Raw genomic sequence first — 16,402 nt, 5'->3', positions numbered from 1 at the left:
GGTCGAAAACCCATCATTGTTGGTAAGTAGTATGAAGGAATCACATTTCCAAGCTCCATTAACTTCCATTGTCGTGGCGGGCGGCGGTGCCGCTGGGTGGTTAACGGCGGCTATTCTCGCTGCAGAGCACAACATAAAAAACAATGACAGCGTGTCAGTGACACTTGTGGAATCTCCTGATGTAAAAATTTTAGGGGTTGGCGAGGGTACATGGCCCACGATGCGCGATACACTGAGAAAAATAGGTATAAAAGAGGCCGATTTTATCTCTGCATGCGATGCGTCGTTCAAGCAGGGCACTCGTTTTATCAACTGGAAGTCGACAGATTCGAAAAACGTGTACGACCATCCATTCAGCCTCCCTGCGGGATTTTTTGAAGGCGAAGTGGCCGCTTGGTGGCTATCACAAGCCCACCACTGTAAAAAGACAACTTTCTCCGAGATGTTCAGTACGCAGTCCTTGCTGTGTAACTTTTCAAAGGCTCCAAAACAGGTTCAAACTCCACCTTATGCCGCTGTGGCTAATTATGGCTATCATCTCGATGCGCACAAATTCGCAGAGTTACTAAAAACACACTGTATTCAAAACTTGGGTGTCAGTTATGTCAGTGACCATATTGAGCATGTTCAAGAAGACGCAGAGGGCTATATCACAAGCTTGCATTGTAAGTCGAAAGAGGTGCAGGGCGACTTATTCGTTGATTGCACTGGATTTTCCGCAAGTTTGATTGGCAAACATTTTAACTCACCTATTACTGATGTATCAGACGGTCTGAAAAATAACAGTGCAATAGCAGTGCAGGCTGGATACGTTGACGAAAACGTCGATATAGCTTCTGCCACCTTGTCAACAGCCCATGAGAACGGATGGATTTGGGACATAGGTCTACCGCACAGAAAGGGCGTTGGCTGTGTATACAGCAGCGAATTCGCTAGCGATGATAAAGCGGCAGAAACGCTGAAAGCCTATCTGACGTCGTGTGAGAAAACGAAAGATGTATCAGAAAGTGATTTTAGAAAAATTACGTTTAATCCAGGGTATCGAAAAGCTGCATGGGTGAAAAATTGTGTGGCCATTGGAACGAGTGCAGGTTTTGTTGAGCCACTAGAAGCCTCCGCTCTGGTGATGGTGGAAATGTCCGCCCGTTTTCTATCGGAGCACCTACCTGCTCATCGGGATATAGTGCCTTCCGTAAGCAACAGCTTTAATAGGAATTTCACGCGTCGCTGGGAGCGTATTGTTGATTTTCTCAAGCTGCATTACGTGTTAAGTGACAGGCAGGATTCGCCCTATTGGCGCTTTATGACTAACCTTAATAATGCTTCTGAGCAGCTCAACGATTGGCTGTCAGAATGGCAGTACAGACCCATCTCTTTAACTGATTTCTGCTATGCCGACGAGCTCTTCCCTGCGGCTAGCTATATGTACGTACTTTACGGTATGAGAGCGCCAGAGCAATTTGCTATCAATTTTTCTCGATATTCTGATAGCGCAATGGGGCAAACGTTGAATGCTGTAATGGCTAACGAAAAAATGTCTGAAAAGCATATTGCCGCTCTTCCGACTAATCGTGAATTAATTAAAGCAATTCGCGCATCGAATTGCGTCTAGGAGAAAATGATGGCAAATCATGTTTTGCTAAATAATGTGGAACACAAAGACCTGAAAGTATTGCAAGACTTTTCGCTTTCACCAGATGCCAAGCAAATGTGTGTAGCAGCCTTTCCTATTGAAGCTAGACATGCTCAAGCACATTACCCTCTTATTTTCGCAAAAGATGGTGAAGGTAAGTTTCAGATGGTCGCGCTACTCGGGTTAGAGCAAGGTGAAAATTTATTTCTCAACGCTAACAAATGGCAGGCATCGTATCGCCCATTAGTGATTGAAAAGGGACCGTTTTTAATTGGTAGAAGCAATACCGATGGTCAAGAGCGATTATCTATCCACGTGGATATTGATGATCCAAGAGTGGTAAACGAAACTCGCGAAAATGCGGTTGACGTATTCTTACCTCATGGGGGGAATAGCGAGTACATTGATAATATAGCGAATGTGCTTAGTACACTGCACGAGGCACAAGCTAATCACGCGAACTTTATTGAAGCGCTTGAGGCACATAATCTGATTGAGTCATTCGTGGTAGATATAGACTTGGACGGCAGCGGAACGAGTCGTTTGTCTGGCTTTTACACGATTAATGAAGATGTGCTTAAGGCTTTGGACAAAGACGCGCTCGGTGAGCTACACGAAAAAGGTCACCTGAATACGATTTATATGATGCTAGCGTCGATGTCCCAAATGCGAGCACTTGTCGAATTGAAAAAAGAACGTGCGTGAGCAAAATGATAAATAGCCGTGACAGATACAAAAAAGTCGTGTTTGACCATGGATAAAATGTGGCAGCGTCACTGCCCTTCACCAGAAACAGTTACATTGTCGGAAATGGCGTGCGCCTATGATGGGCTTGTTGCATGTCTTACCCAACGTGACCAACCCCTTGTTATTAAACAGCTGGTTTCTGAGTGGCCGCTCGTTCAGGCGGCCAGAATGGGCAACGAGTCTTTGTGCGAATACCTTCTCAAGTACGATAGAGGCGCGGTTGTCGATGCGATTCGTTTACCCGCTTCCGCTGATGGCCGCATGTTTTATAACGACGATATGAACGGCTTCAATTTCACGCGAGCTAAAATGCCGTTTAAAAATGCCCTCGCCGCCCTATTGTCGCAGCAGCATGATGCCATGGCTGATACGCTTTATGTGGGTTCCACAACGGTTGATACCTGTCTGCCCGGCTTGCTAGAAACAAACAAAATAGCGTTGGCATCGTTAAATCCATTGGGAACGCTGTGGATAGGTAACAAAAGTCGAATCGCGGCGCATTATGACGCACCCGATAACTTGATTTGTGTCGCGTCAGGTAAGCGAAGGGTAACCTTGTTTCCTCCATCACAGACAAAAAACCTTTATGTTGGGCCGCTTCATTTTACCCCAGCTGGTCAGGCGATTAGCATGGTCGATTTTAGTGAACCAGACTTGAAGCAATATCCACGATTTGAAAGGGCGATTGAGCATGCCTTAGTGGTAGAGCTACTGCCGGGTGATGCCCTGTATATACCTTCAATGTGGTGGCATCACATTGAAGGTACCGAGTCAATCAACTTACTGATTAACTACTGGTGGCGGGATGTCCCTGCTTACATTGGCCGCTCTGAAAATGTCCTTTATCACGCTTTGCTGACGCTAAAGCAGTTACCCGAACCACAGCGGGAAGCATGGCGAGCTCTCTTTGATTTTTATGTTTTTGATAGCGACGGCGCTCGCTTTAATCATATTCCTTTGTCAAAGCAAGGGCCGCTGGGCGAATTAGATGAAAATACCGTACGCCAGTTCAAAGCATGGCTAGTTAACAATTTAAAGCATTAAATTAGAGGTAAACATGGTATCAACGCAGACGAAGAAAAAGCAGCGACTGGTCATTGCGGGTGGAGGCACCGCCGGCTGGATGGCTGCAGCCGCATTCACGCGGCTATTAGGTAAAGAAGTTGATGTTACGCTAATTGAAAGCTCTGAGATTGGCACTGTGGGGGTAGGCGAGGCGACGATCCCAACGCTTGTCTTTTTTCATAAGCTGCTCAAAATTAATGAGCAAGAGTTTATGGCTCAGACCAATGCAACATTTAAGTTAGGCATTAACTTTGAAAATTGGAAAGAGTTGGAACATGCTTACTTACATGCTTTTGGTGTAACGGGGAAAGACTGCTGGGCGGCGGGTTTTCAGCATTTTTGGATGCGAGGCCTAAAAGAAGGTATCGCGACAGATTTTGGCGATTACTGCCTAGAAAGAAAAGCAGCAGAGGCGAATAAATTTGCACACTTACCTAACAACGGCTTGAATTACGCCTACCACATTGACGCTACCCGCTATGCTGCATTTTTACGAAATTTGGCAGAGAAAGAAGGGCTGCGTCGTATTGACTCTACAATAAAAGAAGTCACAACAAGAGAGCAGGACGGTTTTATAACGTCATTAACGTTAGCCTCTGGTGAAGTGGTTGAAGGTGATTTCTTCATTGATTGCACAGGCTTCAAAGGCTTGTTGATAGAAAAAGCACTCCATACAGGCTATGAAGATTGGTCACATTGGTTACCTTGTGATAGCGCCGTTGCCGTCCAGACAGAGTCGGTAGGCGACCCTATCCCTTATACGCGTTGTATTGCACATGAAGCGGGCTGGCAATGGAGAATTCCTCTTCAAAACCGTGTTGGCAATGGCATGGTGTTTTGCAGCAATTATTTTTCTGATGATGAAGTCATTGAGAAACTACTGAATAACGTTGAAGGCAAACCACTCAATAATCCTAAAGTTATTCATTTTAGAACGGGAAGGCGTCGCAAGCAGTGGAACCGAAACTGTCTAGCACTAGGGCTGGCCAGTGGCTTCCTAGAGCCTTTGGAGTCTACAAGTATTCACCTTATTCAGCAGGGTATAGTGCGCTTTCTTCGCATGTTTCCAACGGCAGGAATTGTGCAAGAGGACATTGATGAGTTTAACCGTCAAGCTGACTTTGACATAGAGCACATCCGAGATTTCATCATCCTTCACTATCATGTGACCAACAGGACGGATTCACCGTTTTGGCGTCACTGTCGTCAAATGGATATTCCAGCCTCTTTGCGGCATCGTATTGATTTATTCAAGAAAACAGGGCGAGTGTTTAGAGAAGGCAGTGAACTATTCGATGATTCTTGGCAGCAAGTCATGATTGGACAAGGGTTAACACCCCAAAGTTACCACCCAATTGTCGATACAATGAGCCGACAAGAGTTGGAAACCCTATTAAATGGTATCAAGCAAGGCATTGAAAAAACCGTTGCTAAGTTGCCTCCACACCAAGACTACATTACTCGGTTCTGCGGGTAAGCATCAAAGAGAACGTTTAGCTTGGCGTGCAATGGGCACGCTAAGCTACACCCATCTATCCCAAGAGTGTCAAAAAGAAGATGAAACGAATTGGTATGATATAGTAGGTATAAATCGCATCGGACACTAACATGCACCACCATCATCACGGGCACCACCATTGTGCCCCTTCGGCGAGTAACGAAGACTCCAAGCGCATCGGATGGGCATTTTGGCTCAATTTTATATTCACTATTATTGAATTTATTGGCGGGTGGCTAACGAATAGCGTCGCCATTATGGCAGACGCGGTGCATGATTTAGGTGACTCACTTTCAATAGGCCTAGCATGGTATTTGAGCAAGCTCGGGCACAAGGCGTCAACGGAAAAATACACTTACGGTTTCAAGCGATTGAGCTTGATGGGGGCGATGGTAAATGGCGTGATCCTTGTTGTAGGGTCTGTATGGATATTGTCTGAGGCCATCCCCCGATTATTTAACCCAGAAATGCCGGTTACCGAGGGGATGATTGGGCTGGCGATACTTGGCATTATTGTGAATGGCGTCGCCGCTTATAAACTTCACGGCGGTCACTCAATGAATGAAAAGGTACTTAACTGGCACCTGATTGAAGACGCAATGGGGTGGGTCGCCGTACTGGTTGTTGCTATCGTTCTTCATTTTGTTGAATGGCCTATTCTTGACCCAATTTTGTCGATTGGTTTTACGCTTTTTATTCTCATTAACGTGGTGCGATACATAGTCCAAACCATGACCCTGTTCTTGCAGGGCGTACCTGATTTGGCTACAAGGAATGCAATTAGCGACGCGCTATTGTCTATGCCGCATGTTGAGGAAGTTCATCACGTGCATTTTTGGTCGCTCGACGGCGAGCAGCACGTGCTCACTGCACATGTGGTAATAAACTGCGCGATAGACAATGACAAACTTAGATTACTCAAAGAAGACGTCCATACGAGCTTAGCGCCGTATGGACTTGCGCATACTACGATAGAGTTTGAATTGCCAGGAGAGCCTTGCCGCGATGAGAATGACCATTTACACGCTCATTCCCATAAACAAGAGCACGAGGAGCTTTAAGCGGGCTGCGAAGTTAGGCGATGTAGGCCTCTCTCGTATCTTATTCGCCACCACTTTACACTGACGCCAATGGCGACAAAACAGGTCGCCCAAAGGCCAACGAGAGCAGGTAAAAAGGCGTTACTAAGACCACCAACAAACCCTATCGGAGAGAACATAAGATAGAGTGTGGTGATAAGGCCAACGAGTATGATGGCGCAGGGAATAGCATAGCGCCATGGCGTCATATTGACTGCGGCTTTCGGCGTGAATTGCCACGGGGTTGCCATCGGGTACAGCTTGCCTATGGTCAACATTATTGCCAGTTCGATGGCGAACAAAATGGCATAGATATGAATAAAATTAATATCCACTTCCCACACAAACTTCAATAACCCGTAAGCAATCACATGGAAAATGATAGCGACCTTCGCGGCTAGCGCGGGCACGCGTTTTGTAAACAAACCAACAAGTACGATAGTAATGACAGGAATATTGTAGAAGCCCGTAAATATACGAATGATTTGCCACAACCCTTCAGGAGCAAACATCAATAGCGGCGCAGTGATAAAAGAAAGTACGGCAATAACAATACTGGTGATTTTGGCGACGCGAATAAGTTTTTCATCAGTCACGTTATTTTTCTTGAAGGGTTTATAAACATCCAAACAAAACAGGGTCGCAGCACTATTAAGAAGTGAGTTAAAAGAGCTAAACACCGCGCCCAGTAATACTGCTAAAAAGAACCCTGACAAGTACTGCGGCAGCACATCTTTGACTAAATGGGGATAGGCAAGATCGATAGTTTGCAGATTTTCGTCCTGATATAGATGATAAGCAATGACACCAGGTAGCATCATCATAAAGGGCACGAGCACTTTGAAGTAGCCTGAAAACAACACCCCTTTTTGGCCCTCAACCAGATTTTTCGCCCCAAGAGTGCGTTGGATTACGTATTGGTTGGTACCCCAGTAGAACAGATTAGCTAAAATCATGCCCGTAAAAATAGTGCCAAAGGGCACAGGGTCATCCGCTCCACCTATCGCATTAAGTTTTTCGGTTTCCGTTGTGGCAATAGTAGAAAGGCCCTCACTAAAGCTGCCGTCTCCTAGCGCAACTAAGCCAAGAATAGGAACCAGTAATCCCACAATTAAAAGCCCTACACCGTTAATGGTATCTGAAACAGCGACGGCTTTTAAGCCACCGAATATGGCATAAAGTGCCCCAATCGTGCCAACGATAACAATGGTGAGTACCAACCCCATTTCATAGCTTACGTTGAAAAGCGCAGGTACATCAAAAAGCCTCAGCACGGCGATAGAGCCAGAGTAAAGCACCGACGGAATTGTAATGAGTGAATAGCCCACCATAAACAGCACCACCGTCATTCTGCGCACGCTGTCGTCGAAGCGGTCACGCAAGAATTCAGGCAGTGTCGAAAAAGCGCCAGCAAGATATCTAGGAAGGAAAATTAACGCCATGATAATGGTAGAAATACCGGCCGTGACCTCCCACGCCATCGCACTTAAATTGTAGCCGAACGCAGAGCCATTTAAGCCAATAAGCTGCTCTGCAGAGAGGTTGGTAAGGATCATGGAGCCAGCAATAAAAGTGCCGGTTAGCCCTCTTCCAGCAAGAAAGTAACCGTCTTGCGTGTTAACTTCCCCTTTTGTTTTCATGTAAGAAATAACGGCAACCAGTGCCATAAATGCCAAGCATGACAACAGGGTAAGGGTGATATCCATGAACTGCTCCTTCGCGCTATGCTGGCCAATGCGTTGTGTTAGACATGTCCATATCGGTATGTTGAACATCAGGGCCTAGCACGATGCGTCTGCCTTTTCGGATAAACACAGCGACGTCGTGCAGCGTGAGTATTTCTTCCTTATACTGCTCCCCCTTGACGATTTCATCAGTACCAAAGCGCACCCATTCGCCTTTGGGCAAGTAGTACTTAATCTTGCCCCCAGGTACGACACAAGGAATAACGAGTAAGTCATCGCCACACATAAACTGCTGTTCGAAGTTATGGGATAGTGGCTCGTTAGGGAATGCTAACGCCATGGCGCGCTGCACCGGAAGACCGGTTTGTGATGCCTTTTCTGCGGTTTCTTTCAAGTAAGGAATAAGCTTATATCTTAGCCTCAGTGCCTCAAATACTGCATCAGAAGCAGCATCGCCGTATGACCAAGGCTCACGAGGCCCAATTCCGTGCAATCGCATATGGGCACTAAACACTGACGCCTGCGCCCATCTTACGTATAGCTCTGCATCTCGGGTATCTTTGTAAAAACCACCAATGTCGGTGGCAAAGAACGGGCCGCCTGACATGCCCCAAGACAAACTGCCACGAATACTTGCTGCTAGCCCGTGCCAATCGGCTTGGGGGTCGCCGCCCCACTGCGATGGATAACGCTGACTTCCCGTCCAAGCAGAACGGCTGAATAGAAAAGGGCCGGTTTTACAGTAGGCTACTGCAGCTTCATAGACACAGCGGTTGTATAGCATACTGTAAACATTGTGTAGCCGATTACCTGAATCACCGCTATAAGACAGCATATTGTCGTCCTCTAGCTGTTCGCCAAAGTCAGCCTTGATCATGTCTACACCAAGGTCAAACAAAGGTTTATGTGAGGTTTTCCAAAACTCGTAAGCGTCTGGGTTAGTAAAGTCTAAAATACCTGAATCTGGCAGTGGTGTGAGTACTTCACCGAAGGGGCTTAAGTCCCATTCATAGCGATAAGCTTCCCCAGTGCGTTTATCCTTTATTAGCCAGCCTTTTTCAGCGGCTTGTTTGTAAAGGGGGTTGTTCACCGAAATCATGGGATATTCCCACACGCAGATCTTAAACCCTAACGCTTTCAGTTCATCAATAACAGGCTGCGGGTCGGCGTAGCGCTTAGGGTCCCACTCAAAAGCGAATCGTGTATCCGTATCTTGCCATGCACGTCCATCAAGGGTAATGACATCGCAAGGCATATTCTTTTCGCGCACTTCCCTAGCAACCGCAAGAAGCTCATCAGCGTCTTTGTAATACGCTTTAGATAGAATGACACCTAAGCTCCATGTTGGTGGTATTGGGGCAAAGCCGGTAAGTTCGCTGTAGGTTTTAAGGCTTTTAGCTGGCGAGTCTTGGTGGAATAAAAACAGGTCGAGTAAACCGTCTTCAACCAAGCATACATACGCTCGCTGTGACCAGAGCGCATAGCCGACACCATGAGTGACAGGAGCGGGTGTATGCACAAATAAGTTCCAGCCTTCAGGGCTCCATGCGTAAGGCGTATTTTTGTAAGACTTTTCAGCGTTTACACCCAAGGCATCGTGATTATATGAGCGAATAAGCTGGCCGCGCTTGTCAAGCTTGCCCCATTTCTCGCCAAGACCATAAACCGCCTCGTCGTAGCTGAGCTCTAAACTTATAAGCCAACCGTGATCAGTTTTGGCGAAGGGCGGCAAGCGGTGCTGACGTACAAAGTGCCCGTCAGTGGCGCTTTGCTGAACAAGCATGTCATTTTTGTACAGCTTGAAATGGAGGGGGGACGCAAAAATTTCCAGCCGGTAGTCGCCAGCGGTAAGAGTACTGTGTGATTTGTCACCCGAAAGCAATAACGTAAGGCTTGCTGGTGCTTGAGCAAGCATACCGAAGTTATCAGTTTGGTTAACGTCGCTTTGAATACGTAAACCAAACTGACTAATGCTTAGATTCAATTCACCATATTGTGTAGGGACGATGAGTGTTTTTTCGTCTGACAAAAAGGGCTGCTCAGTGATGTCAGCAGCTTTAATATTGTTCCAGTCTGGTTCTGTTACACAAAACGCGTTATTCATTCCTAGATTACCCTTCATGTCTTATATAAGACATAAGTTAATGAAATGTAACTTAGGTGTCAATCGGCAATTAGAATTTTATGAAGATTTAAAGCGGCGTTAATATCAATTTGCATAGATCATTGCCCACTGTGAAGGCGCTGGCAAGTTTCCTCGCAAAGCGTGGGAAAGCAAGGGTAGCTGTTTCCTTTCAAGCTCCCAGCTAAAAATGGATATTTTTTACAATAAGCGTTGCGCCACTTAACGCGAGCATAGTTAAGGCTAACAGTCTGACAGATGCAGCGGGCACGCGGGCTGCAATTATTCGCCCCAAGCGAGTGAAAACGAGGATGACGGGTACAGCAAGGACTGCACAGAGAATCACGTCGTTAGAAGGCAGGGTGCCGAATGGAATTATGGCAAGACGTATAAGTGAAGTCACGCTGAACACAGCGAGAAGCGTGATCCTAATTTCATTGATTGGCCACGTTTGTCGATAGCATTGAAACACGACGGGAGGACCGAACGTAGAGAAAAGGCCACCTAATAACCCGCCTAAAGCGCCTGCAATACTGAAACCATAGGCGCGACCGGATGGCTGCGCACGTTTTCTTTTTACAAGCAAAAGGCCACAGCAACTGAGTATAGCGAATCCGAGCAAAAGGTTTAGCCACGTTGCCATGCCAACGGATAAATACTCTAATAGCGCATATCCAATGCCCATGAACGGAATGCCACTAAGAAGCATGATAGTGAAAGCGCGTTTGTTTACCTGCTCGGTGTTTTTTACCACTAAACTCACAGAGTTGAAAAGGCTCAAAAAACTCACCATAAATGTGGTTGCTGTGAGCGGTAAAATACCAAACAGAGTAAAGCTGGACACCACCATAAGCCCGAAGCCAAACCCACTCAGGGTTTGAAGAAGCGTCGCAAGGCCTAAAAGCGCGAACATGGGCAGCAGTGTGTCCAAAGGCATGTATGTTATTCCTACGATGTATGTGATTTAAATCAAAAATGCGCTATAACTCTTGTGTATGATATAAAAACAAAAATTAAGCGTTTAGGTTAGGGTTCATGTCTTCATCTCAATTCGATCACAAACTCAGCGGTCCAAGTCTTGCCTTTCAGCCTCTTTATCAACAGGTCGCTGAATACATTAAGCAACTCATTGTTGAGCGTCGATGGCAACCCGGTGAGATGCTGCCCAGCGAGTTTAAACTTGCTGACGAATTCAAAGTGAGCCAAGGAACCGTTCGTAAAGCGTTGACGCTGCTAACAGATACTAAAATTGTAACCCGCAGACAAGGTGTGGGTACATTTGTTTCTGAACATACCGCTCAAGATGCTTTATTTCGTTTCTTTCCATTACAAGCCGACGGAAAAGGCGCCGATTTACCCAAAGCAGAGCTAATAAGCAAAGAGCTTGTAGAGCCGAATGAAACCGTTCAGCAAGCACTGGCGATAACAGTAAAAGAGAAAACCGTAAAGCTGAAACGCAGACGCATACTAGAAAACGAATTCTGTATGTTAGAAACCATTTTTCTGCCCTTTAAGTTTTTTCCTCATATCGAAAAGCGTGAAGACATACCTCATACTCTGTATCACTTTTATCAAACCGACTATAACCAAACCGTGTTTAAAACACGTGACAGTATCAAAGCCGTCCTTGCATCAAAAAGTGATGCAAAAAGCTTAGGTATTGAAAAGGGAACGCCGTTACTCTTAGTCACTCGCGTTACCGAATCAATTGATGGTAAGTTAATAGAATATCGCGAAAGTAAATGCCGAACCGATCATTATCATTACCAAGTTGAGCTTGACTAAATAACGGCACCTTTGCTCTATTGCCAGGTTATTAAACCGGTTTATTGGGACGCCGAGGCGACAATGCAGTGCTCTCTAGCAGTCCCAATCCTCATTTGAATAGTCTTCCGTTATGCTCATCTCTATCTCTTTCGAGGCTTTACTCTTCTAAACCTTGGTTGAATCATTAGTAAGACTAACCTGCTTACAGCGAATATTAACGTCAGCCAATTCATTCTTACGACAATCTTTTGACTTAGTCTGTTAACACTTTGTTGACATCATAATGTCCGTGTAATAACTTATGTCTTATACAAGACTAAAGTTTGAAGCTGAAGTTATACAAGAGCATAGTGGTAAAGTAAAACGAATTAGCTTAATGCAACGAATTCTAAGGTGAATGAAACAATGAATAAAATACCTGAGGTAGGTTTTGGTTTTTGGAAAGTGGATACTGCGATTTGCGCCGACACAACCTACCAAGCAATTAAAGCTGGCTATAGACATTTAGATTGTGCTGCAGATTATGGTAATGAAAAAGAAGTAGGCGAAGGTATAAAACGCGCTATTGATGAAGGCTTATGCACCAGAGAAGACTTGTGGGTAACATCGAAGCTCTGGAACACGTTTCACGCTCCTGAGCATGTAGAGTTAGCGCTCGAAAAAACGCTGTCTGATTTACAGCTAGAGTACGTAGACTTGTATCTTATTCATTTTCCTATCGCACAGAAGTTCGTACCAATAGAAACCCGATATCCGCCGGAATGGTTTTACGATCCTGACGCTGCTGAGCCCAAAATGGAGCTCGCGCCGGTGCCGCTTCACAAAACGTGGGAAGCAATGGAAGCTTTAGCGGATAAGGGTAAAGCTAAACAAATTGGTGTGTGTAACTACAACACAGGCTTGCTAAACGATCTAATGAGCTACGCGCGAATTAAGCCGGCAATGCTGCAAATAGAATCTCACCCTTATCTGACGCAAGAGCGTTTAATTCGCTTAGCAAAAGACTATGGATTGAGTGTTACGGCGTTCTCGCCTTTAGGTGCGCTTTCCTACCTAGAGCTTGAAATGGCTGACCAAACTGAATCTGTGCTTAAACAGGATGTAGTGAAAGCGGCGGCAGAAGCGCATGGTAAAACGCCAGCGCAAATTGTATTGCGTTGGGGCATCCAGCGCGGAAACGCTATTATCCCGAAAACGTCAAAAGTAGAACGGATGAAAGAAAACTTATCGCTTTTTGATTTCTCACTAAGTGAAAGTGAAATGCAGGCTATTTCTGCATTGAACATAAATCGTCGATTTAACGATCCGGGTCACTTCTGTGAAGCTGCCTTTAATCGTTTTTACCCCATTTACGACTAGGAGTTAACTATGAAAAACGTCAATGACAGCTCTGCGGTAGCGTACGCAAGTGTGCCTACGCAGCATAATTACAACGGTGGCGTGTTTCCTGAAATAGTCGTGAACAACGAAAATTGTTCTACCGTAGAGGAAACGGTTGCCTTCGTTAAAGCGAACCAAGCAGAACTTGAAGCAAAATTAGCCAAATCTGGAGCGCTGCTATTTAGAGGGTTCCCCCTTGATTCAGCAGAGACCTTTGACGTTTTTTCAGCAGGCTTCGGCTATCCTAATTTTACGTATCAAGAGTCGTTGTCTAACGCGGTGCGTATCAACTATACCGAACGCGTATTTACCGCTAACGAAGCGCCCAAAGATGTGGAAATTTTTTTGCATCACGAAATGGCTCAAACGCCGATTTCTCCCAGTAAGCTTTTCTTCTTTTGTAAAACCGCAGCAGATGAAGGCGGTGCTACACCTCTGTGTCGTTCAGACAAATTGTTTGAAGCATTGAAGGCAGAAAATCCTGAACTGGCAGGCGATTTTAAAGAAAAGGGTTTAAAGTACACAACGACCATGCCTGCGGCTAATGACATTAGCTCGGGTCAGGGTCGTAGCTGGAAAAGCACGTTAAGTGTTGAAACCGTCGACGAGGGTGAGGCGAAGCTTAAAGAGCTCGGTTATGACTGGGAATGGTTGGAAGACGGTAGCTTAAAAGCTATTACTCCCGTACTTCCTGCGGTCATCGAGCTAGATGACGGTTCTGAAGTGTTTTACAACCAGCTGATTGCTGCCTATATGGGGTGGAAAGGGGTTCGAGAAAACCCATCTTCCGCCATCACATTCGGTGACGGTAGCGCTATTCCAAAAGAAGGGCTTGAGCGCATCTCTGAACTGTCGGAGGACTTTACCTTCGACCTAGAATGGCAAGATGGCGACGTCGCGATTGTTGATAACTATCGCGCAATGCACGGGCGTCGCCCTTATTCTGGTGACCGCAAACGTGTGGTGCTGGTTGCTTTGGTTGCTTCAGAGCGTTAATACAATGAATGACATAGCAGTAAAATGTAAAAACATATGGCCCGGGCTGGGTATTGCCACTATCACTGGGATGGCGGCATTGTTTTTAAGTGAGCATTACCATGCGCCTGCTATGTTGTTCGCATTATTATTAGGCATGGCGGTATCGTTTCTTTACCAAAACAATACGCCATGCGCCTGTGGTATCGATTTTACCGCAAGTACCTTGCTGCGGGCAGGCGTTGTTTTGCTCGGGCTACGAATTGCGTTAGGCGACTTAGCGGTGCTAGGTTGGCAAACAGCGCTAATGCTAGCAGGTGCCATAATGACGACCATTGTTGTTGGTGTAGGGTTGGCAAAAGCGCTGGGGCTTCAAAAGCGCTTTGGTGCGCTCACCGGTGGCTCCGTTGCTATCTGTGGTGCCTCTGCAGCGCTGGCCATATCTACCATTCTCCCTAAAGGTGAAAACCATGAGCGAGATACATTACTTACGGTGATAGGCGTAACGGCGATGTCCACCATCGCCATGGTGCTTTACCCAATAATAGCAGGCCAATTAGGTATGACAGATACCGAAGCGGGTATCTTTCTGGGCGGCACCATTCACGATGTGGCACAGGTAGTAGGGGCTGGTTACTCGGTATCAGAAAGTGCTGGCGATTTGGCTACGCTTACCAAACTTGTTCGCGTTGCTATGCTAATTGTTCGCGTTGCTATGCTAATGCCGGTTGTGCTGATTATGATGGTTTTCATCAAGCATTTTTTTCACGCTAAAAACCGCGCTGAAAGTAATGAAGTCCCTAAAATGCCTCTGTTTCTCATCGGTTTCATTGCACTAATGCTCCTCAATAGCTTTGTTGTTTTACCCGAATTTGTTATTGAGACAGGCACGCAGATTTCTCGTTTCTTTTTAGTTGTTTCCATTACCGCTATCGGCATGAAATCAAACTTAGGCAAGCTTGCCGAAGTGGGTGTGCTACCCATTGTCATGATCGTTGCAGAAACCCTATGGATTGCGCTGCTAATTCTTGGTTTTCTATATGCTATGTAAGGCTAGTCTTCGCCTTGCCACAGCAGTTTTTAAACATACATCGTTGGTACCGATAAGGTGGTTTAAGTGAAAAAACACGGTCTACATGAACTTTATGCCAAAGATCCTGTGAAAGCCGATGAGCAGGTTTTTAAAAGAACCAGTAATGCGCTTAGTCGCCGAGGCTTTATCAAAGGTTTAAAATCGCTGTCTTTGTTGCTGGGCGCTGAAGTGGTGTACGGACAATTTATGCCTGCAGGTCTTATTCCAGCAGCATTTGCTCAAGCGGACACGCCTTTTTCTATAGAGGGCAAAGATGGCTTAATCATACTCAACGACAGACCCCTAAACGCAGAGACCCCTGCACATTTACTCGATGATGTGGTCACGCCGGCTTCTCGGTTTTTCGTAAGAAATAATGGCATTCCTCCGCAAGAGCCAGATGCGAATAGCTGGACACTTACCATTGAAGGCGAGTCTGCAGCGCAGTCGAAGACGTTTACTCTAGAAGAACTTAAAACCCAATTTAAGCATTACACCTATCAGCTAACGCTAGAGTGCGGGGGCAATGGCCGCGCAGAGTTTTCACCTGCTGCGACAGGTAACCAATGGACAACAGGAGCGGTAGGGTGTCCACGTTGGACAGGCGTGCGACTCAAAGATGTGTTGCAGGCTGTCGGTGTGAAAGAAACGGCGGTTTATATTGGCTACTATGGTGATGATCAGCATTTAAGCCGCACGCCGGGCAAAGCCGCCATTTCACGTGGTGTACCTATTTCAAAAGCGATGGAAGAAGAATCACTCATTGCATGGGCAATGAATGATGAACCGCTTCCATTAATGAATGGCTATCCCCTGAGATTGGTGTTTGGTGGCTGGCCTGCGTCGACATCGGGTAAGTGGCTCAAGAAAATAGTGATTCGAGACCGGGTACATGACGGTGCAAAAATGCTGGGGAAAGCCTACCGCATTCCCTGCAAACCCGTTGCTCCTGGGGCGGACGTTGAAGACAAAGACATGTGTATTATCGAAGCCATGCCTGTAAAGTCGCTCATTACTTTTCCGCGCTCGGGTAGCGACCACCTTTTATCTAAGTCATTAAATGTGCGAGGTCATGCATGGAGTGGTGAAGGCAGGGTCGCTAAGGTGCATACGTCTATTGATTTTGGACAAACCTGGCAGGTGGCACAGTTGAGTTTACCTGCAAATAGACATGCGTGGCAGCAATTCAGTACGACTCTTAACTTTCCCCAGCAAGGCTATTATGAGGTATGGGCAAAAGCTGAAGATGAGCACGGAAAGTCACAGCCTATGGTTTTACCGGGATGGAATCCGAAAGGTTACTTAAACAATGCCTGCCACCGTATTGCTGTGCGTGTGGTTTAATACCAGTCCGCATAGATCATTACCCACTCAGCGAG

General features: G+C 46.1%; 13 protein-coding genes. 10 read left to right on the top strand and 3 right to left on the bottom strand.

Features of this window, described 5'->3' with window-relative positions:
* Positions 1-31: 31 nt before the first annotated feature.
* From GVO63_RS12875 to GVO63_RS12855, 5 genes are all read left to right on the top strand, one after another.
* Positions 32-1,612: a tryptophan halogenase family protein gene (locus tag GVO63_RS12875; protein WP_159580380.1), complete on the top strand. Its 1,581-nt coding sequence runs from the start codon at positions 32-34 to the stop codon at positions 1,610-1,612.
* Positions 1,613-1,621: 9 nt separating this feature from the next.
* Entirely contained in the window at positions 1,622-2,338 is a 717-nt protein-coding gene (locus tag GVO63_RS12870) for a SapC family protein (protein ID WP_159580378.1), read from the top strand.
* Between the two features lie 18 nt (positions 2,339-2,356).
* Positions 2,357-3,424 (top strand): cupin-like domain-containing protein, encoded by a 1,068-nt coding sequence (locus tag GVO63_RS12865; RefSeq protein ID WP_236552138.1) that lies wholly within the window; start codon positions 2,357-2,359, stop codon positions 3,422-3,424.
* Between the two features lie 13 nt (positions 3,425-3,437).
* The gene (locus GVO63_RS12860; RefSeq protein ID WP_159580376.1) at positions 3,438-4,922 is read left to right on the top strand and encodes a tryptophan halogenase family protein; all 1,485 of its coding nucleotides are present in this window, start codon (positions 3,438-3,440) and stop codon (positions 4,920-4,922) included.
* A 131-nt stretch (positions 4,923-5,053) separates the two neighbouring features.
* Positions 5,054-6,004, top strand: coding sequence for a cation diffusion facilitator family transporter (locus tag GVO63_RS12855; RefSeq protein WP_159580374.1), 951 nt, complete (start codon positions 5,054-5,056; stop codon positions 6,002-6,004).
* Here GVO63_RS12855 and GVO63_RS12850 read toward each other — a convergent pair.
* The 3 genes from GVO63_RS12850 to GVO63_RS12840 form a co-directional block, all read right to left on the bottom strand.
* Positions 6,001-7,728, bottom strand: coding sequence for a solute:sodium symporter family transporter (locus GVO63_RS12850; RefSeq protein WP_159580372.1), 1,728 nt, complete (start codon positions 7,726-7,728; stop codon positions 6,001-6,003). The two genes, GVO63_RS12855 and GVO63_RS12850, sit on opposite strands and share 4 nt — an antisense overlap.
* A gap of 16 nt (positions 7,729-7,744) precedes the next feature.
* Positions 7,745-9,811, bottom strand: coding sequence for an alpha-xylosidase (locus tag GVO63_RS12845; protein WP_159580370.1), 2,067 nt, complete (start codon positions 9,809-9,811; stop codon positions 7,745-7,747).
* 202 nt (positions 9,812-10,013) lie between these two features.
* Positions 10,014-10,766, bottom strand: a complete 753-nt coding sequence (locus tag GVO63_RS12840; protein ID WP_159580368.1) for a sulfite exporter TauE/SafE family protein — start codon at positions 10,764-10,766, stop codon at positions 10,014-10,016.
* A gap of 98 nt (positions 10,767-10,864) precedes the next feature.
* Here GVO63_RS12840 and GVO63_RS12835 point away from each other — a divergent pair, with 98 nt between their 5' ends.
* The 5 genes from GVO63_RS12835 (at position 10,865) to GVO63_RS12815 (ending at position 16,367) form a co-directional block, all read left to right on the top strand.
* On the top strand, positions 10,865-11,614 hold the full coding sequence (locus GVO63_RS12835; RefSeq protein WP_159494012.1) for a GntR family transcriptional regulator: 750 nt from the start codon (positions 10,865-10,867) through the stop codon (positions 11,612-11,614).
* A gap of 387 nt (positions 11,615-12,001) precedes the next feature.
* Positions 12,002-12,955, top strand: coding sequence for an aldo/keto reductase (locus GVO63_RS12830; protein ID WP_159580366.1), 954 nt, complete (start codon positions 12,002-12,004; stop codon positions 12,953-12,955).
* A 9-nt stretch (positions 12,956-12,964) separates the two neighbouring features.
* Complete coding sequence (locus GVO63_RS12825) at positions 12,965-13,972, top strand: TauD/TfdA family dioxygenase (RefSeq protein ID WP_201281912.1); 1,008 nt, start codon at positions 12,965-12,967, stop codon at positions 13,970-13,972.
* Positions 13,973-13,976: 4 nt separating this feature from the next.
* Positions 13,977-15,002 carry a YeiH family protein gene (locus GVO63_RS12820; protein WP_159580364.1) on the top strand — a complete coding sequence of 342 codons (1,026 nt, stop codon included), beginning with the start codon at positions 13,977-13,979 and terminating at the stop codon, positions 15,000-15,002.
* Between the two features lie 108 nt (positions 15,003-15,110).
* Positions 15,111-16,367, top strand: coding sequence for a sulfite oxidase (locus GVO63_RS12815; protein ID WP_236552139.1), 1,257 nt, complete (start codon positions 15,111-15,113; stop codon positions 16,365-16,367).
* Positions 16,368-16,402: the final 35 nt, after the last annotated feature.

The organism is Alteromonas sp. KUL106 (assembly GCF_009811415.1).
In the GTDB taxonomy this organism is placed as follows: domain Bacteria; phylum Pseudomonadota; class Gammaproteobacteria; order Enterobacterales; family Alteromonadaceae; genus Alteromonas.
Note: the sequence above shows the minus strand (reverse complement) of the source record. Positions and strands in the feature narration are given on the sequence as shown.